The sequence below is a fragment of the Luteibacter sp. GL_149 genome, assembly GCF_057834065.1.
Genome location: NZ_CM174395.1, coordinates 3,932,207 through 3,957,762 on the forward strand (window position 1 = coordinate 3,932,207; position 25,556 = coordinate 3,957,762).

Annotated in this window: 19 protein-coding genes; 9 read left to right on the forward strand and 10 right to left on the reverse strand. The window is 59.1% G+C overall.

Annotated features, from left to right (window positions below):
- Nucleotides 1–229: 229 nt before the first annotated feature.
- Nucleotides 230–1,363, reverse strand: a complete 1,134-nt coding sequence (locus AC3IR3_RS17375) for an IS481 family transposase (protein WP_489193971.1) — start codon at nt 1,361–1,363, stop codon at nt 230–232.
- Between the two features lie 483 nt (nt 1,364–1,846).
- On the opposite strand from AC3IR3_RS17375, the gene AC3IR3_RS17380 reads away from it, so the two are divergent.
- From AC3IR3_RS17380 to AC3IR3_RS17405, 6 genes are all read left to right on the forward strand, one after another.
- Nucleotides 1,847–2,962 carry an HlyD family secretion protein gene (locus tag AC3IR3_RS17380; protein ID WP_489193973.1) on the forward strand — a complete coding sequence of 372 codons (1,116 nt, stop codon included), beginning with the start codon at nt 1,847–1,849 and terminating at the stop codon, nt 2,960–2,962.
- Entirely contained in the window at nt 2,962–5,160 is a 2,199-nt protein-coding gene (locus AC3IR3_RS17385) for a peptidase domain-containing ABC transporter (RefSeq protein ID WP_489193974.1), read from the forward strand. The genes AC3IR3_RS17380 and AC3IR3_RS17385 overlap by 1 nt, the downstream gene beginning before the upstream one ends.
- A complete protein-coding gene (locus tag AC3IR3_RS17390; protein WP_489193975.1) occupies nt 5,157–5,324 on the forward strand; it encodes a hypothetical protein in 168 nt (55 codons plus the stop codon). The genes AC3IR3_RS17385 and AC3IR3_RS17390 overlap by 4 nt, the downstream gene beginning before the upstream one ends.
- 73 nt (nt 5,325–5,397) lie before the next feature.
- Nucleotides 5,398–6,549, forward strand: coding sequence for an MvdC/MvdD family ATP grasp protein (locus AC3IR3_RS17395; protein WP_489193977.1), 1,152 nt, complete (start codon nt 5,398–5,400; stop codon nt 6,547–6,549).
- 4 nt (nt 6,550–6,553) lie between these two features.
- On the forward strand, nt 6,554–7,321 hold the full coding sequence (locus tag AC3IR3_RS17400; protein ID WP_489193978.1) for a glutaminyl-peptide cyclotransferase: 768 nt from the start codon (nt 6,554–6,556) through the stop codon (nt 7,319–7,321).
- A 92-nt stretch (nt 7,322–7,413) separates the two neighbouring features.
- Nucleotides 7,414–8,196, forward strand: a complete 783-nt coding sequence (locus AC3IR3_RS17405) for a glutaminyl-peptide cyclotransferase (protein ID WP_489193980.1) — start codon at nt 7,414–7,416, stop codon at nt 8,194–8,196.
- A gap of 48 nt (nt 8,197–8,244) precedes the next feature.
- On the opposite strand, the gene AC3IR3_RS17410 is transcribed toward AC3IR3_RS17405, so the two are convergent.
- The 9 genes from AC3IR3_RS17410 to AC3IR3_RS17450 form a co-directional block, all read right to left on the reverse strand.
- Complete coding sequence (locus tag AC3IR3_RS17410) at nt 8,245–10,866, reverse strand: M1 family metallopeptidase (protein ID WP_489193981.1); 2,622 nt, start codon at nt 10,864–10,866, stop codon at nt 8,245–8,247.
- Between the two features lie 451 nt (nt 10,867–11,317).
- Nucleotides 11,318–11,923: a hypothetical protein gene (locus AC3IR3_RS17415; protein ID WP_489193983.1), complete on the reverse strand. Its 606-nt coding sequence runs from the start codon at nt 11,921–11,923 to the stop codon at nt 11,318–11,320.
- 78 nt (nt 11,924–12,001) lie between these two features.
- Nucleotides 12,002–12,307: a hypothetical protein gene (locus AC3IR3_RS17420; protein ID WP_489193985.1), complete on the reverse strand. Its 306-nt coding sequence runs from the start codon at nt 12,305–12,307 to the stop codon at nt 12,002–12,004.
- A 618-nt stretch (nt 12,308–12,925) separates the two neighbouring features.
- Entirely contained in the window at nt 12,926–13,216 is a 291-nt protein-coding gene (locus AC3IR3_RS17425) for a hypothetical protein (RefSeq protein WP_489193987.1), read from the reverse strand.
- Between the two features lie 24 nt (nt 13,217–13,240).
- Nucleotides 13,241–13,771 carry a hypothetical protein gene (locus tag AC3IR3_RS17430; RefSeq protein WP_489193989.1) on the reverse strand — a complete coding sequence of 177 codons (531 nt, stop codon included), beginning with the start codon at nt 13,769–13,771 and terminating at the stop codon, nt 13,241–13,243.
- Nucleotides 13,772–14,457: 686 nt separating this feature from the next.
- A complete protein-coding gene (locus AC3IR3_RS17435; RefSeq protein ID WP_489193992.1) occupies nt 14,458–14,898 on the reverse strand; it encodes a hypothetical protein in 441 nt (146 codons plus the stop codon).
- A gap of 45 nt (nt 14,899–14,943) precedes the next feature.
- Nucleotides 14,944–15,468, reverse strand: coding sequence for a hypothetical protein (locus AC3IR3_RS17440; protein ID WP_489193993.1), 525 nt, complete (start codon nt 15,466–15,468; stop codon nt 14,944–14,946).
- 1,434 nt (nt 15,469–16,902) lie between these two features.
- Nucleotides 16,903–17,814, reverse strand: coding sequence for an RHS repeat-associated core domain-containing protein (locus AC3IR3_RS17445; RefSeq protein ID WP_489193994.1), 912 nt, complete (start codon nt 17,812–17,814; stop codon nt 16,903–16,905).
- Nucleotides 17,815–17,904: 90 nt separating this feature from the next.
- Nucleotides 17,905–23,646 (reverse strand): hypothetical protein, encoded by a 5,742-nt coding sequence (locus AC3IR3_RS17450; RefSeq protein ID WP_489193996.1) that lies wholly within the window; start codon nt 23,644–23,646, stop codon nt 17,905–17,907.
- 364 nt (nt 23,647–24,010) lie between these two features.
- Here AC3IR3_RS17450 and AC3IR3_RS17455 point away from each other — a divergent pair, with 364 nt between their 5' ends.
- From AC3IR3_RS17455 to AC3IR3_RS17465, 3 genes are read left to right on the forward strand one after another with little or no spacing between them, the layout of a single operon-like run.
- Nucleotides 24,011–24,646, forward strand: a complete 636-nt coding sequence (locus tag AC3IR3_RS17455; protein ID WP_489193998.1) for a sigma-70 family RNA polymerase sigma factor — start codon at nt 24,011–24,013, stop codon at nt 24,644–24,646.
- On the forward strand, nt 24,643–24,969 hold the full coding sequence (locus AC3IR3_RS17460) for a hypothetical protein (RefSeq protein ID WP_489193999.1): 327 nt from the start codon (nt 24,643–24,645) through the stop codon (nt 24,967–24,969). Before AC3IR3_RS17455 ends, AC3IR3_RS17460 begins: the two co-directional genes overlap by 4 nt.
- A gap of 9 nt (nt 24,970–24,978) precedes the next feature.
- Nucleotides 24,979–25,548: a hypothetical protein gene (locus tag AC3IR3_RS17465; RefSeq protein ID WP_489194001.1), complete on the forward strand. Its 570-nt coding sequence runs from the start codon at nt 24,979–24,981 to the stop codon at nt 25,546–25,548.
- The last annotated feature ends 8 nt before the right edge of the window (nt 25,549–25,556 follow it).

The window sequence follows — 25,556 nt, forward strand, 5'->3', positions numbered from 1 at the left end:
TGGTCCAAAGCGCATAGCGTCGCTCCTCCGGATTGTCCTTGGGGACGGTAAGACGGGATGGGGTGGCGAGTAAATAGAACGGATGGCCAGGGGGCTATTGCTCCCGACTTCGGGCGGGGGAAAGACCGAATCGCCTCACCGCGAAAATCCGGCACCACGCGCTGGATTCCTGCCTGCGTGTATGGACCGGAGACATGGTTAACAGATGTGCCAGGACATGGTGGACACTTTATCGCGGTCGTCGCAGGTCGACGACATCGAGCCAGTGGTGAGCAAAATAGAGGTCATACACACCGTCCTGATCGGGCCGGGGCCGGGCGGCGATGAGCTGACCTTTGAGCGCTGTCGAGACCACGAGCGGCCGCGTGAGTAGTTTGATCCGGCCGCGTTGATCGACCCCGATGACGATGTCGTCGGGGCCGTACTCGGTAATCTGATCGAGCCGTTCGGGGAAGGGGCGTGGGCTGAGGCGATAGCGTGTCACCGGCGGTACCATGCCGATGGCCTGATGCGGGCGCACGTGGTTGTAAATCTCGCGCCAGTGCGCGAAGGCCCGCTCCACCTCGGTCAGATTCAGGAAGTGGCGGCCACGCAGCAGCTCGATGTCCAAGCTTCGATGGAAGCGTTCGTCCTTGCCGTTGGTTTGCGGATGAAACGGACGGCTGAAGCTCAGGTGGATGCCAAGGCGGACCAACCATACGCCGAGCGTGGACAAGTGCCGGGAGAGGCCGTTGCCCATGCCCCACGGGGTGCCGTTATCCATGTTCATGCGCCGCGGCAGGCCGTAGCGGCGGAAGGCCTCGGTGAGCCAGTGCTGCACGGTGGCGCCGGTCATGTCGGCGTTATGGCCCAGGATCAGGTTAAAGCGGGAATGATCGTCGAGCACGGTCAACGGATCGCACCGACCGCGGCCGACACGGAGGGGGCCTTTGAAGTCCATCTGCCACAGGTCGTTCGGCTCGGCATGCTCGAAGCGCTGCCAGGGATGCACGGCCGGCTCGGTGGGCGACCACAGCAGGCCATGGCGCCGAAGGATGTGGGTGATCGTGCTCGGTGCCGGAGGCGCCAGGCCCTCGCGCTGAAGCAACACAAACAGCTTGCGGCCACCCCAGTGGGGGAACTGTCGGCGCAGGGCGACCACGCGCTCTTCGAGCGACTGAGCCGTGCGCGTTGGGGTGCGATGGGGACGCCGCGAGCGGTCGGCCAGGGGCTCGTGCGCCTGATCGCGGCCTAGCCATTTGTACGCGGTGGTTCGGCTGACGCCGAACCGGCGGGCCAGCTCAGTGATCGACTGACCGGGCTGCTTGGCCACCGCGACAAGCTCAGTACGAAGTGACATGGATGAGGTTTCCTTCCAGGGCATGGGCTGGGCCTCGAGTCGCCACAACTTGGCGGTCGAGGTGTAAACCATGTCCTGGCACATCTGTTAACCATCTCTCCGGTCCATACACCTGCGCAGGAACGACGGTGAGGGTTATAGAAACGTTTCCCTAACCCTCACCGTCGCCCCTGCGCAGGCAGGGGCCCACGGCGAACCCATCGGTCGTCGCCCCAAAGCGGCACGAACTCTACGAAGACTCTCAAGACAACACGACACATACAACAAGAAACGAACATCCTTCCAATTGGACATCCAAATAAATTACGAATACATAACCCACTACCAATCAATAGAATTTGTCTCGCAAGAACGCAATCAGTACATCGTTACAGAAATTTTCCTATTGACCGAAAATTCCGCCCCAACTATCAATCGCGCCGCCCAAGGACATGGAAGCGAAGGATGTCGCTGTTTAGAACGGAGGCGCGGACTGCCCGCGCGAAGGAATGGATGGGAACGGTCCGCATGCGACCGCCCGCCCTCGGCTGGTATCTGCTCGCCGTCGCGTTCCTGTTGCCCGCCGCACTCGCCGTCCTGCTCTTCACCGGCATGTATACGAATCATGCGCATGCGACAGGAAAACTCGTCGCGTCGGGTGGCGTCGTCGCCGTTACCGCGCCAGCCAGCGGCGTTATTTCACGCATTCGCTTCCCGAATGGAGCGCATGTACAGAAGAACGACGCGCTGGTGGACATCTCCGCCGAACACGCCAGCACCGCATTCGGCGATACCTTCGCCGCTCTCGCGCGCAGTCTTCGCGAACGCATCGACGTACTGCGAAATCAGAAAGCCGCACTGACGACCGAAGCGCAACGACAACGCGATGGCATCGACAGGCGACTCGCCCTGCTCCACGCCGAACTCGCCGAAGTTCGCGAAGAAACCGCGTTAACCCGTCAGCGGGCGCAACTCGCCGATGGGCTGCATAGCCGATGGTCTACGCTTTCGCGCAAGGGCCTCGTCAGCGATGTCGACCTGCTGCGGCAGAAGGACGTCGCACTGGAACATGCCACACGGTCGAAACAGTTACGCCAGCACGAACTCGAACTTGCGCGCGAAGCAAAAGCACTGAATGCCGCCATTGACGAAAACCGCGCCGGCGAACGCACGCTCGGCACGGAACTGGGCCAGAAGATTGCCGCGACGACGCAGGAACTGGCGCAGGCGGAGCTGCATCGCGACGAAACGTTGCGATCTCCCGTCGACGGCACCCTCGTCGATATCGTGACCCGCACAGGCCAGCGGGTCACGGTGGACGAACGGCTCGCCACCGTACTTCCCGAAGGCACCCGGCTCGCCGCCGAAGTGTGGCTACCGACACGCGCCGCCGATGCGGTACGCGCCGGACAGTCCGCACTCATACGCTACGAAAGCACTCTGACCCGTGCCCGCATCGCCATACGCGGTCGCGTCGTCGATGTCGCCGCACTCCCTTCGATGCAGTCGGATGTTTCAGGTTACCGCACGCTGATCGACTTCGAGCCGGGCGATGCGGAGCTCAAGCTCGGCATGGCGGTGACTGCCGATATCGCGGTGTCGCGGGTTCGCCTCGCCGACGTACTGTTCGGAGCGCGACCGTAATGCGATTCTCCGGCACGCGGCGCGTCCCGCTGGTGATGCAGGCCGAAGCAGCCGAATGCGGCCTTGCATGCGTCGCGATGCTTGCCGCATGGCATGGGCACCGTATCGATCTGGCCACCTTGCGCCGCCGGTTCCCCACATCGCTGAAAGGTGCCGCCCTGCCCGCGCTGATCGACATGCTGTCGACCCTTGCGCTGCGTGCCCGGCCGCTACGAGCCGAACTGGCGCATCTGAGGGATGCGCCGCTGCCGTGCATGCTGCACTGGGACCTGAATCATTTCGTCGTACTCACCGCGCGCGGCAGACGTGGCATGCACATCCACGATCCCGCCCGCGGCGCCGGATGGATGACCATGAAGGACGTCGGTACCCACTTCACCGGCATTCTTCTGGAAGTAACGCCGACGCCCGATTTCCGCGCGGCGGACGAACAACCGCGGCTCTCGCTGCGATCCGTGACCGGTCGATTGCGCGGTATGGCAGGCAGCGTCACCCAGGTACTGGGGCTCGCTTTCGCCATCGAAGCGCTTGCTTTGGTACTCCCATACTTCACACAGATCGTTCTCGACCGCGCACTGGTCACCGGCGACCGGCGCTTCCTGCTGGCGATAACCGCCGGATTCCTGGCCGTGCTACTTGCACAATCCACACTCACCGTGGCTCGCGGCTGGCTGCTCAGCTGGCTGGGTGCGACGCTGAATGCCCAGTGGTCGGTCAATCTCTTTTCGCATCTGTTGCGGCTGCCACTGGACTATTTCGGACGACGTCATACAGCGGACATCCTCTCCCGATTCACGTCGCTACGCATGATGCAGTCGACACTGACCGGCGCGTTCGTCGAAGCGCTGCTCGATGGACTGGTCGGCGTCACCGCACTGGCGGTCCTCTGTTTCTACAGCCTGCCAATGACCGGCCTTGTGATTGCCGTCCTCAGCGGTTACGGACTACTGCGCTGGTTGTTTTCGCGGAGGCTATGGCATGCCAGCGAAGAACAGCTGGTATATGCCGCCCGTCAGCAGACCGAGCTGATGGAATCGATCCGCGGCGCACAGACGATACGACTCGCGAACCAGGCGACCCGGCGACGTGTCCGTTTCGAGAACGTCACGCACGATGCCGGCGAGCGCGACATGCGCATCCAGCGGCTTAACCTCGCCTTCGGTGCTCTGGCCCAGGGCCTGTTCGGCGCGCAGCGCCTTGCCCTGTTCGCGTTTGGTGCGTGGTTCGTCATGAACGGACGTCTTTCGGCCGGCATGCTGGTGGCCTTCGCCGGTTACGCGGACCAACTGGTGACGAAAACCGGCAGCCTGATCGACAAACTGGTGGAACTGCGATTGCTTGGCGTCCACCTGCGCCGCGTCGCCGACATCGCGCACACGGAACCCGAAGCCCATACCGAAGGTCGGCGCGGCATGGCCCTGCCGTCGACCGACATCACCGTACGCGATCTTGGCTATCGCTACGGCATGCACGAACCCTGGGTACTTCGCCATCTCAATTTCACGGTCGCGGCGGGCGAGTCCGTCGCCATCGCCGGACCGTCCGGCTGCGGTAAGAGCACGCTGGCACGCCTGCTGCTCGGCCTCGTCGAACCGACCGAAGGTGCCGTACTGATCGGCGGCGTGGACATACGCGACTACGGACTGGACAACTACCGGCGCCTCCTGGGTGCCGTCCTGCAGGACGACGAACTCTTCGCCGGATCGATCGCCGACAACATCTCGTTCTTCGACGAAGGCGGCGACGCGATGATGCAGCGCATCGAATCCGCCGCACGCGCCGCCGCCATCCACGACGACATCGTCGCCATGCCGATGGGCTACGAATCGCTGGCCGGCGATATGGGCTCGTCGCTTTCCGGCGGACAGAAGCAGCGCGTGGTGATTGCGCGAGCGCTTTATCGCCAGCCATCGATCCTTCTTCTCGACGAAGCCACCAGCCACCTCGACGTGACCACCGAGCAACGCGTCAACGCCCACATCCGCTCCGCCGCGATGACACGCATCGTCATCGCGCACCGCCCCGAAACGCTTCGAAGCGCCGATCGCATCATCGATCTTCGCACTGGCGAAAACACCGAACAACCCGCGCAGGGAGGCGCGGATACGTGGCCGCCGATAGACGGCGGTCACGACGACGAACGCGGCGCAAGGGAGAGCGTCCGCCTCGCCAATCCCATCAATGGAGTATGTACATGAACGACAAGAACCCGAACACCGACGTCGCCCCGATCATCCGCACGCTGGCTCGCGAGATCACGATCGACGAGGCCGCACAGGTCGCCGGCGGCATGCGGATGCAGACCATCGCCCGCACGAACCACGGCGAAACCGGCTCCCAGTACGAAACCGCGATGGACTAAGCGGCACTGGCCATGCCCCGGGATCGCGGCGCAAGCCGCGGTCCCCACTCGCGATCCATCCATGGAAGGCACAATGAATTCACTGATTTTCTCCACGCAGGACGACCTGCATGCACAGGCGATCCGCTGGGCGATCCGCGCCGGCGGCTTTCCCTGCGAACTGATCGATACCGCCCTGCCGGTACATGCGCAGCTCGGGAACATCGCTCTGTTTCCCGACGATCCCGACAATGAGCCATTCCGTCGCGACGTGACACGGGGTAGCCGGCGCATCAGTGTGCTCAACCGGCGTTTCCGTCGACAGAAGTGCATGGACGACGTGCCCGACATGTACCGCGGATACGCGCAAGTCGAAGCGCTGGAGTACGAGAAAAACCTGCACTGGTGGCTGGATCGCAGCGAGAACGTCTATTCGATCAATCCTTACTCGCGCCTGCTGGAAGCCGAGAACAAATCGTGGCAGTTGTACGCCGCCCGGCGCTGCGGTCTCGATGTTCCACCCACGCTGATGAGCGCTTCTCCCGAACGCATACGAAACTTCCTCCGTCTGCACCCGCAGGTCGTGGTGAAACCCTTCCAACCGCATACATGGCGGGACAATAGCGAGGGCAAGCTATGGACCGCATACGCGCGGGCTGTCGACGCGCGCCGGCTAATGGAAGCCAGCGACGCCGAACTGGCGATGTCTCCCGCCATCTATCAGCCGTACGTTCCCATCGTGGCCGACGTACGTGTCGTCGTCATCGGCGACACCGTCCATGCGCTGGCCATGCACCACCGCGAACCGGGCGATATCGATTTCCGGCAGATCCATCGCGACAAGCTTCGTATGGAACCGATCCAGCCGCCCGCCCATGTCGCATCGTCGCTGCTACGCATGATGGGCGAACTGAAGCTGGGTTACTGCGCGTCGGATTTCGTCATCGATACCGAAGGCCGCTGGCGATTCCTCGAACTCAATCCCGCCGGCTCCTTCCTGTTCCTCGAAGAAGACTGCCCCAGCATGCACCTGCTGGCTGCTATGTGTTCCCTACTGGTCTGTCGTCAAATCACTACCGATGCCCATCGCGTCTTTCCATCGCTGGCAGCATTCTATACATCACTGGAAGGACGCAGCTGCCTGCGCGTGGCTGATTCGGTCGTTGCCGGACCTGGCACGCATCCCAGTGTCACGTATGTCAACGACGGTAAAGCGGTAGCAGCTCATGCCATTGCTGGAGACTAATAGCGTGCGCAGGTTATCGATAGGACTTGCTGCCTTCGTTGCCGGATGCCAGTCAACGGTCGAGCGCGCGCCATATCAGACCCCTCTGCTCGACTACGACGTAGTCGCCAGCTATCGCCACGACGTCAGTTCGTTCACCGAAGGCTTCTTTCTGGCCGATGGCGTGTTCTACGAATCCACCGGATTGCTCGGCCGGTCGGCCGTAAAGAAAATCGATCCGGCGAGTGGCATGCCCATTTCGTCTGTCGCCATTCCCGCCGACGCCTTCGGCGAAGGCATGGCCCTGCTCCATCGCCGGCTGTATCAGGTCAGTTACAAGGATTCGCCGGTCTTCGTCTACGACGCGGGATCGCTCGCGAAAATAGAGACCCTGTCGCTACCCGGCGGCGGCTGGGGCATGACGTCCGACGGCACACGCCTGATTATGAGCGACGGCAGCCCACGCCTCCGTTTTTTCGACGAGCGCATGCGCGAAACAGACGCGATGATCGTGACCGATGGCGAACATCCGGTCGAATGGCTGAACGAGCTGGAATGGGTGCATGGCGACCTGTTCGCCAATGTGTGGCCCACCAATCGCATCGCGTGGATCGACGGCCAAAGCGGCAAGGTGAAGGGCTGGGTGGACATCTCGCAGCTCACGTCCCTGGTCGGCGCCAGTGACGCTGACAGCGTGCCGAACGGCATTGCCTATGACAAGGGACACGACACACTACTGGTCACGGGGAAAAACTGGCCGAACGTTTACGAGATACGCTTGCGCAAACCGTAGCGCCTGGGCTGCTTGCATTGACGCCAGCGTCTCAGTAGGTTCTGCCAACCGACGACGTCGTGTTTTCCTGCAACCAAACCTCAGGTGTCCGGATGCACCGTACTTCCGCGTTTCAATGGCTAGCCGTCGCCCTTGGCACGGCGCTGACCGTGCAGTCCGACGTTGCGCTTGGCTCCGGGCTGCCCGTATACGGCTACAAGGTGGTCCACAGCTACCCGCATGACCCAAAGGCGTTTACCGAAGGGCTGTTCTACGACAACGGCTATCTGTACGAGAGCACCGGCGAACCCAACATGTCCTCCGTCCGCAAGGTGGACCTAGAATCGGGCGAAGTCCTTCAGCGTGTCGCCACCCCGAAGGGTTACTTCGGCGAAGGCATCATCGCGTGGGGACCGAAGCTGATCCAGCTGTCGTGGCGGGAGGGAGTCGGATTCATCATGGACAAGACGACATTCGCGCCGACAGGGCGATTCAGCTATCCGGGCGAAGGCTGGGCCATGACCCGCGATGCCACTCATATCTATATGAGCGACGGCACGCCCAGGATACGCATCCTCGATCCGGAGACGCTCAAAGCCGTAGGCACCATCGACGTGACCGCCAATGGCGTGCCCGTCTGGAAGGTCAACGAACTGGAATGGGTGAAGGGCGAAATCTACGCCAACATCTGGCAGACAGACCGCATTGCGCGGATCGACCCGAAGACCGGCCATGTCCTGGGCTGGATCGACCTCAAGGGACTACTGGGTACAACACAGGTGAACGATCCGGTAAACGATGTCCTCAATGGCATCGCTTACGACGAGGCACACGACCGGCTATTCGTGACCGGCAAGCGCTGGCCGCGCCTGTTCGAGATTCGCCTTACCCGCTGATTGCCTGCAACCGGTGGCGCGTCCGTTGCCGGACGCGCCACGCTTCGATTACTTCTGCGTTTTAAGCCATGCATCCACGGACGGCAGACGCTCGCGCACCACCATGGTCCGGTACTTGATGTTCGCGATCGACGTCTCGGCATCGCGACGCGAACCTTCGGCGATATTCGCCTTGGCGAATGCTTCGATCTTGCCGATCATCGCCGGATCCAGCGACGAACCGCCAAGCCCCGGGTAATAACGGCTGCTGGACGTGGAATCGACCAGCTTGTCGACCTGAGCCTTATGCGCCACGGCGAAGTCGAACGCCATATCGGGATGATTGCGCGACACCGAGCGGATCATGCCCGCACTGTTCGTCGCGCCCGGCTCGTCGGTCAGCGCAAGATCCAGCGCCTTCTTCGCCAGTGCGTCGTCTTCGGCGATCGATAGCATCGTGTACAACTGATCCTTGATCAGCGGTGTCTTCTCGGCCTTCGCATCGGCATGCAGCTTGTCCCAAGCGGCCGCATCCGCACGACTGGCGACTACGCCAGTGATGATCTTGCGCAGCTCGGCCGGTACGGCCGACGGATCGGTCCCCTGCGCGGCGAAGCGGCGACGCGCTTCGTCGATAACGCTCTTGTCGCCGAACTGGGCAAGCGTGCCGATCAGTTCCGAACGCAGGATCGCCACCGATGCCGTCTCGCTGGCCTTCGCCTTCCAGCCGATCCGCTCGAACACCGGATGCAGGCGGGAAATGGCGTACTTGCGGAAGGTGGCCTGACGCGCGGTGTCGCCGAGGTAATACATATCCAGACTGCGCAGATCGCCCGCGACGGTGCCCCACATTTCCGGTGCGGCATCGACGGGGACCTGCTTGGCCAGATCGAGGAAGTTGGTCGTCGGTTCGAGTCCGGCCATGCCCAGCGCCCACGCGTCGCCGATCAGACCCATCTGGTCGATGGCGGGCAGCTTGGCGTAAGCGTCGCGCAACGCGGTGAACTGCGGCTGCGTGTACTGCGTGCGGTAGTAACCCGACTGACCCGCGTTGACCAGCACCGGGCCGCAACCCGGCAGTGAAACGGATGCCTTCCCATCGACCAGCGTCGTAACAGGCTTGCCACCGATCGTCTGCGCGATGACCGGCACGTGCCAGCGCAGCGCGGCCTTGCCCGGACGATCCTTGGTGAACTCACCCTGGGTCAGCGTGACAGCCGTGTTGCCGCCTTCGCACTTACCCGCTTCCACGCTGATCAACGGCACGCCTGCCTGCAACGTGAAGTCATGCGCGATCGTCGTGACGCCCGGACCGGCGACGGCATCCATTTCCTTCCACAGGTCGTCCGATACCGTGTTGCCGTACGCGTGCGCCTTGATATAACGCTGCACGCCTTCGCGCCACTTGTCCGCGCCGACATAGCCTTCGAGCATGCGGATAACCGCCTCGCCCTTCGAATAGGTAATGGTGTCGAATGCCTGGCTCGCCTGCTCCACCGTATCGATGCGCTGCACGATGGGATGCGTGGTGACGATAGCGTCGCGCGACATCGCACCTTCGCGCACATCCACGGCAGACAGCTGCGCATTCCATTCCGGATGCAGCTTTTCGGTGGTGCGTGCGGCCATCCACGAAGCGAAACCTTCGTTCAACCACAGGTCGTCCCACCAGCGCATCGTGACCAGATCGCCGAACCACTGGTGCGCCATTTCATGCGCGGCGATGCTGAAGACACCTTGCTTGTCGGCGGCGGTGGAGATCGTCGGATCGAGCAGCAATGCATACTCGAACGTGAAGATCGCGCCCCAGTTTTCCATGGCACTGAAGAACTGGCTGCTACCGGGCGAAGCGATATTGTCCAGCTTCGGCAGCGGATACTTCACGCCGAAATAGCTGTTGTATTCCTGCAGCACGGCCTTGGACGATTCCAGCGCGAAATTCGCCTGCGACGCCTTGCCCTTCTGCGCGATGACGCCGATTTCGGTGCCGTCGACGCTGGTGGTCGCACGATCGAACTCGCCCGTACCGAAGAACAGCAGGTAGGTCGACATCTTCGGCGACGGCACGAACACGACATGCGTCGTGCCGTTGCCCAGCTTGTCCGTCGTCGCGGCAGGCATGTTGCTCACCGCCATCTCGCCGGTCGGAATCGTCACGTCGAGCGTGAAGGTCGCCTTATATGCCGGCTCATCCCACGAAGGAATGAAGCGGCGGGCATCGGAATTCTCGAACTGCGTGTAAAGGGCGCGCTTCTTGCCGTCCTTCGTGTCGTAGTCGATGGCGAACAGACCATTGGCCTGCGTGCCGATCTTGCCGGTATAAACCATCGCCAGCGTATAGGTACCAGCCGGCAGGGGCTTGGCGAACGTGAAGGTCGCCGTCTGGGCGTCCTTGTCCACGGCCACCTTCGGCGCGGCGAGCGCCATCTTGCCCGCCGGGGTCAGCGACACGGACGAGAACGTCATGTCCATCGCATTCAACGTAATGCTCGTGGTGGGCTTCAGCACCTCAACCGCGACGCTGACCTTGCCGTCGAAACCGAGCTTTTCGGCATGCGGCACGATGGAAACGTCGTAATGACTGGGCCGCACTTCGCGCGGCAGCTGCGTGGTGGCAAGATCGGCGGCAAAACCGGCCATCGATACACCGGACAGCGCGAGCGCGATGGCCGAAACGAGAACAGTACGCATGACATCCCCTGAACGATGGTGAATGGCCGATAGTGAGCCGACCGGGCGTCGGGGCGACATTGCCGGAAGTCATGTGTAGCAAATTGCGGATGCTTATCTTGCATCGCAACATGGATGCCAGGCCGCGTCCCAAGGATCAGGGTCATGGGTCCACGGCCCGAGTGAGAACGAGCTGCATTTTTGAAAGCCCGTTCAGGGGGCTTCAGGAGTCCAGGTGAAGTAGCCTTCGACCCAGTGGTCTTCACCAGGAACGTATTCACTGACGACGAAGACCTTGGGATAACCGCAACCGGAGGTAACTTTGCGCGATCGAACGCGCACTCGGCATCGTCGCAGCTTGCATAGATGCCGATGAGCTTCGACTCATCTTCGAGGCTTTGCGTTTCGTGCTCGTGGTGCACAACGTAGACTTTCTGTATACGAGCTTTCCAGCCTCCAGGACACCTGAAGATCATCTCGGCAAGTTCGCGTACCAGATTGCTGCTATGACTCCCGCGACCGTGAGCCCAAGGACGATACGCAGCCCGAGAAGCATAGCGCGAGGACCGCCTTCCGGAAGCGTCCGATTGCCCACGACAAAACGCAGGGTATACAACGTTCCCGCCAGACCGGATACCTGCTGATCATCGATGTCGTCGCAAATGAAATCCATCGTTTCAACAAAAGCGTACGCCAGGTGGCAGTACACGAGAGCCATCAGTACGGTTGGATAGACCAACCAGAACATAACTGGTTGGTCAGCAGGCGCCACAATACACTCGTCGCATCCATGCATCTGGAAGGTAAAGGTGAACCCTGAATACATGAAGACACATAGTGCGAAAATACTTAGTACATAGCCCACCCGAAGCAACGCGATGAACGTACTTAGATATCCACCGGATGGGACGGAACGAAGGCCAAGGAAAAACTTCATGAAGTAAGACGAGTCGTTGAAACCAAAAAAATCGCGTGGCTCCTTGTCGCCCAGGATCGTGGCAGTTCTGCGGAAAAACACATACGCCAATCCCGCCCAAAGGAAGGCGAGCATCACCCATACGAAGAAAAACAATCTCACAGGGCATGTTCTCCGGAAGGCATAGCTTTGACAGCTGGCGTCAACCCCGTCGACCGCGTCCACGCAATATCGTTCCGGTCATCTGGCGTCGCTCGACAGATGAGTCACCGATCGATACCTGTGATTGTCGTATGCGACCGCTACGATCAAGATCGATAGCGACAAAACCACCATCAACCATCCTTGCCAGAAAATGCGTCCTCTCGCCGTGCAGACCAATGCGATCATCCATGCAAGGTCCAGTAGCGCGATGACCCCGAGAAGCGGGAGCACCGTCATTCCCCAAAGAATTGAATCGGCGCTCGACGCACCGACCACGACACCTTCATCGCGGGCATGGCAAGCAGCCACAGTCACGTCAGCCTTCATTGCCAGAGCTTTCACCACCCTCCGGGGACGGTTCTTCCGCCTTGAAAAGCTGCCAACTGACGATAAGGGCAGTAACACCCAGGAAGAACGATATGAAAGATCCCATTGCCGTCAGATGCGTTCCTGTTCTAAAGCAAAGACCCACTAGTAAACCGCCCGCTCCCAGACTCGCGGCAACATAGACGTACCTTCTTCGGTTTTTCGGCTGAAGAAACAGCCGGCAGGAAAGAACAGTCGTCACCATAAGAACCAGCATCGGCTGCCAGAACTGCGGACACGACGTCACGACCGCGAGTCCGCAAAGAGAGGACATGCACGCATACAGAAGAGTGTAGTCCCGCTTCATATCGTCCGATTCTTTTCCAAAACATGAGGCCCTCCACAAGGCAAACCCTTACCGCTTCATTCCTCCTTCACCATCAACACGCAAATGGATAGGAGATGACGAAAACGCATCGGTATGGATCCGTACGTTGAGGCATAAATATCTTCATATCTGCCCAAAATCAGGCCCGGTGCCAGATCCACAAAGAACGACCGGTCGATCGCTCCCGGATTCACCGACGCCTGAACACGACTTTGGAACAATCTCGATCGTCGGCAATGAATACAACAGAGAAAGAACCGGAACATTTAGTCCTGCGAAAAAAAGGTGTACCCTTTTGGATTGAAGAACGGTGCACGGTGGAGAGGCAACTTGCTGCACCGTTCGATCTGAAATGACGCATTGTCGGAATTCCCCTGACCAGCATAAGAGCCGCCGAACCACTCTGCAGCGATAAGTATCAATGCCTTCTCGCGCACACTGCGTTCGTCGCGGCCAAAGACTCGGCGCGTAGCAAAGAAACCGATGATGGGATCTCCGCCGGAAGGCGATGGTACGGATAGACCATCCGCCACCATGAGGATGTTGTAAAACGGCATACGAGCAGCTTGCCTTTGTGTTCGCTATCGCAACCGACGCGGGATGGCCGGATGATATTTCGTCGTATCGAACAGTTCCCCAGGAGAGCACTCGACGCCGCGATCATTCGTTTCGCATGCCCTGAACGTGCTGATGAAATCTTTAGCTAGTTTTTCATCGGAGCCATCAGCAACGAGTATCGTCAGATGCATGGACTCATCCTGCGATGCAACCTGATAGAGAGCTTCGATGCGCTGAGCATCCACCTGGATAATGCATCTGGCGGCGCTCACTTTGCTGCAATTGCTCTCGATACTCCGATCAGTCAGCTTAGTGTTCGGATGCCGGCCATAGTAGATCGTCGCCCGAACATTGTCGGCAAGCTGAACCCTGTAAAGATAGAAATCCACGGGCGACGAGGCGACGACAGACTGTCCCTCCTCAAACCGGAAACACGCATTCCGCAGGTAAACATTACATTCGACGGGAGCACTCGCTACCGGCACGGACGCAGCCGCCACCGGAGCTTTCACCGTGGCGCAGGAGACAAGACAGATCGTCAACGCCGAAAGCACGGCGCACGTAACCGGCGAAGTCCGCACTATGAATGCGCCCTCGTGACCATGAGGCGGCAGAACATTCCCCTTCCCCCGGAAGTACCGGCCCACGCCGGCATCGAAAGAATTTACGGATACAAGGCATGATGTGTCAATGCCTTATGCCCCGGAGTAGCCAGCTCAAAAACGAAGTAATTTTCCGCCATAGCCAGCCAGTAATAACCACCTAGATCAAGCCATCTTTCAGGTTACGATTGGCATGAAGCACGAGCTCGCCCCTAGCCTTCCGTTGCTCAGTCGGTCAATGATGAATTAATTACTCTGATCCCGAGGCTTTCGAATCTTGCGAAAGCCGCATCAATCTCGCCATAGCAGCAGCGTGGCCACAATCACTTCCGCAATTATAAATACTAATGTCCGACGCAACCACAAACGATGCCCATTAATGCACCATTTTTGAAAAATGCCCGCAGAAACCGCGCCCACCATAAGCAAACATAGATAATGACCAACGCCGTTACGATGAAAATATTCACTAGCCACGGCATCCGCCGCAACACTGCAACTAAAAGCGACAGAAAGAATACCAGCCTATGCATTTCATTGCCCATCCTCACGTCCAGGCGCCTCATCAGCGGAGTATCCGTCGTCATCACAACCGCCAAGGTCGGCGATATGAATGGCTGGAAATTCACTTTACCAGGCTAATGGGCTACCTCGATATCCTTCGATGGATATTTGATTGTCATGGAATTCACAGTATCAACATAAAACAAAAAGTGAGGATTTTCGCCTTTAGACAGCCCTATATGTCCGGAAATATTAACGTTAATGTCTTTGAACGCCGTACCCACTGCGCCAAGTCGCATCAGCGAATCATCCAGCATTGCCAACCCCATATCTCCTTTGGTGTTACTTATGACCAAGGAAACACCCTTGCCTTCACAGCGTGGTGAAATTATTACAGTTCCATGGACCCCACCGCCCACCAAATCACCATATACGGTCACAACCTTGCCACGCAGACTATCTGCATGGTCGCGGACCCAGCATGTTGTCCGAATCTCGTCAGTGGCAGCCACAGCCAGCTGCGTCGTAAATATGGACGCAAAAACCACGGACAAAATGATTCGCTGATACATCATTCACCTTCTCTTCTTTCTTCTTTCGCGCAGTCGGTCAACGAAGCATTAATTACTCTGATCCGGGGCCTGCTTTCCGTCAGAGATGCCTGACGGATCGCCGCCAACCTCACCCTTATCGTCAACACATAGCCGGATGGGCTTCGACAAAAAAACACCAGCAATGGCTCGGTATTTCGAAGCACTATTGTCTTCATACTTAACGGAAAGCTCGTAATACCCCGCACGCAAGCCATATAGCTGCGAAACATGGTTGATACCGAATACATGACCCGAAATCTCCCCTGGGGACAGATCGACATAGAACGACTGATCGACAGTTCGAGGATTCACCAACGCCTGAAGTGCCATGGCTTTCCCCTGGTGCGTTATATCGAATTCAAGCGTTCCGATAAGGGGAGCAATCGAGAACCCGCGATTTACCCTAATAGTATCGCCAGATGAATTCACAAGAAGAACATGCAACTTTCCCGTATGTGGCTCGACTATGATTTGAAGACTAAGGTCTGCCGCAAACACAGTTTCAGAAAATGTGATCGAGAGCGAAATAAGAAGCATAAGAAAAATCTTCACGATCAATCTCCATATGGCTAGGCGGTTTCAAGGTCCACCCGCATCTCATTCCGCTACTCGTATGCCCCAAGAAATATCGCGGAAATAATCGTGAAAAAGAGAATAAAGGAAACGGCTCCAGATACTCGCACAGAAACGATCAGAACCCTATGTACGTGAAAAGAAATTTCTGGCAAAGCCCCAGGCCAGAAAATCATTTTCAACAAACGAATTTGAGCAGGCGCGCTCAACATGCCCGGTTGCTTTTGCGCGTCAGTCATAACATTTGGATCCAACCGAAATCGGATCGATAGTCGACTCAGAGAAAATAGATAAGCTACGAGACTGAAAAAAAACAACCACGCGATGATCATTAGAACAATGTGCATCATTGGTCCTCTTTTATGCTTGTACCGACAGAGAATACGGAAAAACCTGGGCGCAGTACTTCCCTTCGTCCACTGAAAAATCCAAATTGGCTGAAGGCAAATACAGGCCTATCGACCGCCCTTACAGCGCCATGCGCCGATGGCTACTACGAGCCGGCGATCCAGATCGGCGATTCCTTCGCTGCTGATTTGTGTTCGCGAAAACGAATAGCTCAACGCGTAATCCGGAGCATTCATCATTCGACGGCACATGTACCCCGTCTCGACAACAGCGGGACTGGTTTCTAACACGCTCCACTCACAGCTAGCCAGCAGAAGGTCGCCGTCCGAAAGTGAGGCCTTCTCGGATGACGAACGTTGGTTTTCCAGTACAGCAACTTCTGACCCGACGGGGCTATGGTAATCGCCAGAATGCTCCCACCCTTTTCCGCACTGCCGGTAACGACTCGGTACGAACCTGCTTCCAGCTCGGCATTCGAAGCCGCCTTGTAGAAGGCCTTCTCTCCAAAGTCCTTTCATGCCCAACAGGTGAACTTCGTCTTAGACATGACCACGCCCGAAGACACCTCGTCCGGAATGGAACAATTATCAGGATCAGTTGACTCGCATCCCCGGAATACAACTCCTCCGGCATCTGGTGCGACCCTGGTCGTTACCCAGAGTGGTGCCGTGACCACATTGGCGTTGGGAACACATAGCGCTCCAGCCATCTCTTCCGCCGTAACGCGCTCATAGTCATCGCCGCACGCCGCTATCGACAGACGGCTGACCAGTACTATCGTTACTCTCATCAAACCTGGATTTATATCTTGATACTCATGGCGAGCAAGTACCTCGCTCCTGCCTATCTTCTTTGTCTGTAGATAGCTAGTAGTTCTTTTCGATAAGTCCACGCGAGAGGGAGCTGACTAGCCACAAAGAAAATCAGAAATACTTTCAATGCGGTTTTCAGATCGGATATCAACCAATATGCAAGTGCCGGAGGGATGCTAAACAACCCCATGCGCAACGCGACGTGCAAGTAGGCAGCAAGCCATGGCCTCATAAGTTCACTCCTCGATGATACCTATTGATTCGCTTTCTTTTCCGCGTAGTTTGCTACCGCGTCTACGGTGGTCTGTGCAGCTTTTTCAGCACCGCTCGTTTGCTCTACGATCTTCCCACCCTGCTGGACAGCGGCTTGAGTAGTCCTACCGATCTGCCCCGCGATATCACTACGCGCAGCCATTGTCTCAAGTCTTGCCACACCAGCCAGACTGGCTTTAGCACCAGCCCCACTGCCTACAGCACCCGCTGCGGCCGCCACAGCAACTTCTTTTGAACTAGCGGGCTTTCCAGTCAACTCACCTTCGACAATCTTACCTGTAGCAGCAGCGGCGCCGCCCGCCAATGCGGTCGTTGTCACGGCCCGCGTAGCGGTGATAGTTCCACTGATTGCGGCCTTGCCGGCGAAGCTGCCGACCCCGCCCGTAATCGCGCCCACAGCACCCGATACGCCTACGGCCGTCCAGTTATCAACCTTACCTTGCGTCACCAGCTGCATGGCCACCTCTATGCCCGCACCGATCAGGAAGCCGATGCACATCGGGCATCGCCCGTCTGGATCGGTATATCTATATGGATTGTTGTATGCATAGTTGTAGCGATTAAAGTGCGCACCGGAGGCAACGTCCACACCAACGGGATCAATCGAAAGGAAAATCCCCACGGTCGGATCGTAGTACCGCTGTTGCATGTAGACCAACTCTGTTTCGCCGTCGATCACATGGCCCGTATATCCTATCCCCGCTTCCTCATCGATCACGCCCTGCCCATAGGGCTTTTGATCCAACCGACGCGTGATGTTGTTCTGCGCGTCCGTTGTTGCCAACGGAGTGCCTTGCGGATTAGTCAGGTAGTACGTGACCTCTTCGCCACGCGCTGCTGATGCTAACGAGACAAAGGCAAGCAAACCAACTACGAAATTCAACGCCTTCATCGCACATTCCTTCCAAGCACGCCACCGCATACGCTCTCGATCACACCCTGCCCCAAACGCGCCAAGTGCATCCCCTTTTCCATCGAATCATTAGTCATCGAAAGGAATCACCCATGCCGAGCAGCCCACGTCGTTGCACGCGCGGACCTGGAAGCTGTGATAGGGAAGCGTGCCCGGCGCGCCGGACTCGAGATTGATGGATCGTTGTAGCGTCGTGTTGTCGGAGATCATGCGCTGGGTCGTCAAGTTCATTACCTGGTAGTGCGTCGTACCCGGTGATGGGTCCCAGGTCAGGGTGCGGTTCTCGCGCTTCGGATTGACGATGACGTCGTGAATGATCGCGTTCGGAGGGGGGATGGGAATAAGCGCCACCGTTACGCCGACCTGCCCACTCCACGGCCCACATCCGCCGGCGTTACATGCCTGCACCTGATAAACATAGCTACCGTTGCTGCGACCGCTGGCCGACCAATTGCCCGCACCATTCTGCTGCACAGTGGTCCAACCGCCACCGTTGGCACTTTCAAGTAACGTGTAGTACGCACCACCCGGCACCCCATTCCAACCTATGGTGTACGCACCGTTATTGCTGATACCGCCACCGGAGATGCCCGGCGCAGCAACTGGCGGGATAGTGGTGAAGACAAGACTCGACTGGGTGTATCCACTGCAGCCACCCGTGTTGCACGCCTTTACCCGATAGTAGAAGTTGTACGTGTAGTCCACGCCATTGCCACCATACCCGATGGTCGCCGATGTTGCGTTACCCGCATACACCTGAGCCCAGTTGCCATCGGTCGTGCGTTCGACCACATAGGAGGTAGCGGTCGGCGCAGCGGACCAGGAGATGGACACATTGGTGGAAGCGGTGCCGGGCACGCTGATGGATCCCGGCGCCGGTGGCGGCAGAAGTACGGCGGTCGTTACGGCCTGACCCGGCGGCGAACAATTTGTACCGTTGCACGCTTGAACGCGATAGCCATAGGTACCGGTACCGCGCCCGCTGGCACCCCATGAGGTCGCAGCGCTCGTTTGGACCGCCGCCCAGGCACCGCCGTTGACCTGCTCCTGCAATACGTAGTTATTGGCACCGGGTACCGCCGTCCACTGCACCGTATAGCTTGAACTGCTCGATTGCGCAGGCGCCGTCAGTACGCCAATCGGCGTCGTTCTAAGAGGCGGATAGCCCGCACTCTGGAACCAGGCGATGCCCTCCTGCACAAGCTCGTACTGTATCGTCCGGTTGGCTCCCATGCCGCCCGCGGCAGGCACCGAGATCGTCATCGCCACATGCGTTCCGGGCAACACATCCGGCAGTCCCGCGCGGGTCACATCCTGCGCGGTAACGTTGCCAGCGGCATCGGCAAAGTGGGTCCCCAGATTGACCGGCTTCGACCCGCGGGCCGTGAGTATGACCGTGCCTCTGTTGGCCACGTCGATGACAGCCGTGAGATTTTGCCCGTCCGCCGAAAGCGTGGGGCCGGACAACAACGTCAATGTCGATGCGTACTCATTGGGTTGGAGCGAGTACTCCGTGTTGCACAGATAGATGGTCGTAAAGGCGCACGGCGAGAAGGGGCCGACGACTATCGGACGCGTCCCCCAATTATCGAACCAGGACACGCCTTCCTGGACCGGCTCGACGTGGAGCAAATAACCCGAGCCGATCACCTTGCTTGCAGGAAGAACAATGGTCGCTGTGGCGTGGCTTCCCGGCACAATGTCGGGAATATTCGCCCGGGGAAGACCCAGGTCCATGTCAGCCCCCGCAAGATTGAACATCCTTGCCCCAAGATGCACGGGGATGCGACCGGCCGACGACAACTTGACCGTCCCGTTGTTGGCGATGTCCACCGTCACACTGACCGTGCTGCCGTCGGCGGACAACGTGGGAACACCCACCAACGTCAACGTGACGTTGACCTGGGACGGCTTCAGTATCGCCATATCGATCTTCGCCGACGCGACCAACTTCTTGCCGAGGTAGATGTAGTCCTTCCCCATGACGCCGACCGGGTCGTACTCGAACATCAACTGCCCGGCACTGTTGTACGCGTAATACGTCGTGGTGCCATCCACCGTCGACTGCTTCTTCACCCGCCGCCCGGCCGCGTCGTACAGATACGCGCCCTTGCCTTGAATCGCCGTCAGCCGGTTGGCCTGATCAAAGGTCAGCGCGACGTTGTTCTTGTTGACCGTGTTGCCGCGCGAGTCGTACTGGAAGCTGTGGACCGTGGCTGCCCCGTTGGTCACCGACGCCAGCAGGTTATTGCCGTCGTAGTTGTAGACATTGGTGCCGCCGCTGTTGCTCAGCGTGCGAATGTTGTTGAGCGTGTCGTAGGTGTAGCTTTCCGTGCCCCACAGATTGCTCGCGGTCGCACTGGTCAGACGGTTAAGGCCGTCGTAGCCCATCACCTTCGTGCGCTGACCGCCATTGGTCAGATCGGTGATCCGGTTGACGTTGGCATTGGCGTCGTAGGCGAAGTCTTCGCTGACCCCGATCGCACCGCCCGCGCCGTAGCTGAAGTTGCTGATCATGTACCGCAGATTCTTCTGCGCCAGATAGCTCGCCCCGCTGCCCAGGTTGAACGACTGGAGGTCGCCATCGGGGAAGTAGCTGATGCTGTTGGCGTAACCGCCGACCTGGGTCGGCCGGCCGAGTGCATCCGGGCTGTACGGCACGATCTTGCCGTCCGGGTAGAGTACCGTGCTGAGCGCACCATTCGCATCGTAGCCGTAGCCCAGCGACCACTGATAACCATCGACGTTCAGGACTTCCGCGGTCAGCAGGCCGAGCTTGTTGCGGCCAAAGGTCCACGAGGTAAACCCGGAGGTCGCCGTCGCGGGGTTGCCGAGAACGTCATAGGTGAAGCTGCTGCTGTCGGTGCCGCTGGGATACACCACCGAGGTCACGCGGTTCATTACGTCATAACCGCGGATGGTTTTTGCAGCGGCACTCACCTGCCCGCGCCCGCAACCATCGGCCCCGCCATCGGTGATGGCCAGACCCGAAGCGCTCCAGGCCAGATTGTTCGCCGCGTCGTAATCCATCACCTCGCTGCCGCTTTCCGGTTCCAACGTACGACACAGACGGTGGTAGCCGTCGTAGTACATGTACTTGCGTACGCCGCCCTGATCGATCCAGCGCGGGTTGCCGTAGAGATCGCGGTCGATAGTCTGGACGATGCCTTCCGGTGCGTCGACGCGGATGACGTTGTCGTAGGACGGCTGGTCGAAGACCTGATACGCCGTGGTCGTGACGTTGCCTTTCGGGTCGGTCACCCGCTTGCGCGAACCCGACAGGTACGCCGTATGGCTGACCAGATCGCCCAGCTCGGAATGCTGCAACGACTGGACTGGTCGACCGATGACGTCGTACCACGTCAGCACGCCTGCGCCGATGTTGACCAGGTCTTGTGCGCCATTGACCGGAGAGGACTGGAAGGTCTTGTGACCTTGCCAGTCGTAATCGGTACGAGCTGCGACATGCCAGGCACCGTCACTATTGCGATAGGTACCGCTCAGAATCGGGCGCAACATGGCGTCGAAGTAGGTTACCTGCGCCTTGTCGCCCTGCCGGACGGTACGGCGCCAGTGGTTGCCCGAAATACCACGCTCGGCACCGACGTACTCATAGCTGAAAGTCTTCGGCGCCCATGCCACCGTATCGCCACCCGGATAATCGATGCGACTCACCCGGCCGATGGCGTCGTAACCGTAGGACGTCATGCTTCCCTGCTGATTCCTGATCCAGGCAATCTGGCCGAAGTCGTCCACACCCAGCGCCTGCGTCGTACCGTCCTGGTATTTAATCGTCTGCGGAATGCCGCGCTTGTAGTCTTGCAGCCACGTGGTGTGACCATTGTCGTCGGTGAAAGTACCGAGTTGACCTTGCCCGTCGAACGAGTAACTCATCAGGTGCTGACCGAAACGATAACGATCCGTCAGCGTGGCATTCGCCGGGTTGTAGACGTTGCGACTGACCGTCTCGCCCGTAGTCAGGTTGTCCGTCTGCAACGGCAGTCCGATCACCCAATGCGAGAGGTCGTCGTAGTAGGTCGTGCGTTCGGTAATCGAAGGGCTGGCGTTGCTCCATCGTGTCACTTGCGTCACGCGCGCGAAGCTGTCGAATGCCTGCGCCTGCCAGCTGTAGTTGTCGTCATCCTGATGGATGACGCGGTTCACGAGGGGGATTTCCTGCTGAACCTTCCCACTGTTGGCATAGATGCTGAAGTTATAGCCGTAGCTGGTCGGCCACGGTCCCTGCGTGGGGTTCGCATAGGTGTATGCCTCCGTACGAACGGGGCTTCCAGCGACGGCGCCAGCGTAATAGTCCGTGCGCTGCGGCTTGCCTTCGGTCGCATCGAAGCGGTTGCTGAAGACGTAGCGTGTGGTATTTCCGGATGGATCGGTAACGTCGCTATAAGTGGTGTAATCGCAGCCACCGGTGCATTGCGACGCCCAGGTCGCATTTGCGACCGGATAGCTATAGGTCCACTGCTGGCTACCCAGCTGCGCACCCGTAATCACCTTACGAGTCAGTGCAAGGTTGTTGTAATAACGTGGGATCAGTTCATAAGCGTTCGCGGTTGGCTGACCGTTCGGGATATCGCACTGTTCCGTGACGCCCGATCGTCCATGACGTGTCGGACGCGCCTCAAACGTACCCTGTACCCCCGAGGGTCCAGAGACAGTTCCCGTCTTCACCAGCGAACCATCCGGGAGATCCGGATCGACGCAGTGCCGATATTTCGTAAACGTCTTGACATTGAAGGTCAGGTCCTGGAACGCATAGTCCCAGGCAGTTCCATCGGGCAGGCCGACATGCGTCAACGAGGCACCCGACGCGCTCGGCACGTAACTATAGGTCCACGTTCGCGTCGCACCGCCCGCGACAACGTTCACCTGCGCGATCTGCTTACCGTCGGCGGTATATCCGAATGTCACCCGGCGGCCGTCGTTCGCATCGATGCTGCTGAGCTTTCCGGCATCGTACGAATAGGTAAGCCAGTTGCCGAAGCGGTCTTCGACACGCGTGGCCATCATGAAGCCGATGTCGCGCGCGACCTTAAAGGGACGCGTCGAACGGTACACGAGGTAGTTCAGCCAGTACTTGCTGCCATCGGGCCCCACCGCAAGGAACGCTTCGCCAGCCTCGCCGTTAGCCGTAGCCGACAGACAACCGACATTCCAGTTGCCTTTCGACACGCCCACGAAATTGATGCCCGACATCTGCGGAGCGGACTGACTGGTAGGGCCGCGCGCGAGAATGTCCTGATCGGGCATACCCGGAATGCGCAGTAAGTACCCCTGGTTCCACCATTTGTCGGGAGGAAGATCCTCGGTCCCCGGACGCCCTATACGCAAATCGGGCGGTTCGCGAAAATTCGTGCAGCGGTCGGTTCGGGCGATGGAATTGACCAACCAACCGATCTGATTCGGCCCCTGCTGAATCGTGCCCGCAGCGCTGGTCAGCGTCGAGAGTCGCGGAATATCGATATCCCAGTCGCCGAACGCCGCATTGTCCTTGCGTATCTCGGCATCGCCGTCCGCCTGGAACGTACGGCCGATCGTTATCGTCGGGCCCGTACCGGGAATGCTGATGTCGGTAACGTGAAACGACAGCGAGCCGTCATACACATTCACCGATTCGCCGAAGGGATTCTCGCCCAACGGCTGAATCTCTTCGTCGACCTTGATGAGTTTCTTGTACTCGTCTTCGGGCGAGGACGTGGCGGTCTGGGCAAAAGCCCCCTGACTCAGCGCAGCCGCGGCAAGCAGGCAGATGAGCACGCGCGCGATCACACGCGCACGACGATACGTAGGCGACATCGATGGATTCCCCTGGAACTGATTACGCCGACCCAAGGGCCGCGTTTCTGACGAATGCGAACGCGGATATTCCGCCGTTACGCGTCGGTGGAGCTTAAGTTCGTAACGGACTTCGCGCGGTTACGCGCAAATCGCTGGAACGAACGGACGGATACGCTAACCCCACCACAGCGAAGCAACAGAACATTCCCTTTCCCCTGAGTATCGACTTTGCGTCGATAGCGCATGAATCTATGCCCATTCGTAGAATCTTGTCAACGTAACTAATTGCGATCCGCCATCGGCCAGCTATCCAGCCTAACCCCAAACCGCCCTTTCCAGCGAATACGATGTAACCCACCCCGGATTGGAAGCCAGGCCACCGATGCATACCCTTGCCGCCAGCTGGACCGATGTATTCGCCGAGGCGCTATCGGTCATCGAAGGTCGATTCGCTCACCCGCCGCTGACCCACGAAAGCGACGAAACCTGCATGACGCGTTACCGCGACGGCGACGGTGCTGCCTTCGGCGTTCTTTATCAGCGTTACCGGGAAAAGCTGCACCGCTATGCACTCCGCCTCGCAGGCAGACCCAGCGAAGCCGAAGAAGTATTTCAGGAAGTATGGGGCGCGGTGATTCGCGGACGGCAGGGCTACGACACGAAGACATCGTTTGCGGCATGGCTCTTCGCCATCGCCCATCGACGTGCCGCGGATCGCTGGCGGACGCTGAGCCGACACGCACCCGACTGGCAAGGCGACGGCGACGAGATGTCCGAGCAAATCGCCATGGCTTCGTCACCGGAACGCTACGCGCATGACGATGCGCTCGGTCAGGCATTACTGGATGCCGTGGCGGCACTACCGTTACCACAGCGCGAAGCCTTCCTGATGAAAGCCGAAGGCGACCTGACACTTGAAGAGATCGCGATCGCGACAGGCGTACCCCGCGAAACGGTCAAGAGTCGCCTGCGATATGCACAGGCACGACTGCGCGACGCGCTGGAGGCATGGCGATGAACGACGACTCGATCGACGACCTTATCGCCATCTACCGGGCGAATGCGCGTGAAGCGCCCGCCGATAGAACGGACAGATATGTCCGGCGTATGGCCACACGCCGGGATGGAATGAGAGGGCATTGGCCACGTGTTGCCGTAGCCCTCGCCGCAGCCTTACTACTCTGGATCGGCCTGCAACGCCCTGCACCGCAGCCCACACCGCTCCACGGCAACGCACCGCCCGGTTACATGGAAGGTTCCACACGCGCATGGCTGATGGGCATGGACACCACGCCACCCGCATCACCTATTGCCGAATTTCTTACGCACCATCCTCACTAAGGAGACGCCATGAAAAAGACCGTCGCCATCGCGACGCTGCTCGGCTGCCTTCTGGCCGGAAGCGCATACGCCACCCCACCACGCGGCTGGTTTGTCGCGGGCAATGCACCGCAAGACTTCGATGTCGGCGCCGATCCCGGCCAGCGACATGCAAACGACAGCAATGCCTATCTTCGTGCCAAGACCAAGAGCAGCGGGTTCGGCACGCTGATGCAAACCTTCGACGCGAAGGCATACCGCGGCAAGCGCGTGAAACTGACGGGATTCCTGCGCACGGAAGACGCCCTCAAGGCGCAGCTGTGGGTACGGGTAGACGGCACGAACGCCATGAAATCGCTGGCCTTCGACAACATGGAGCAACGCGCACTGCATGGTACGAATGCGTGGCAGAGCTATGACATCGTGGTCGATGTACCGACCGAGGCGGCGAGCATTTCGTTTGGTTTCCTGCTCGCGGGGAGTGGCACTGTCTGGGCGGACGATTTCAAGTTCGGTGTCGTTAGCCTCGATGTACCGGTAACGGCGCCGGCGCATGCGAATCTTCCGGATGCCCCGGTAAATCTTGGGTTCGAGCCGTAGGCTACGAC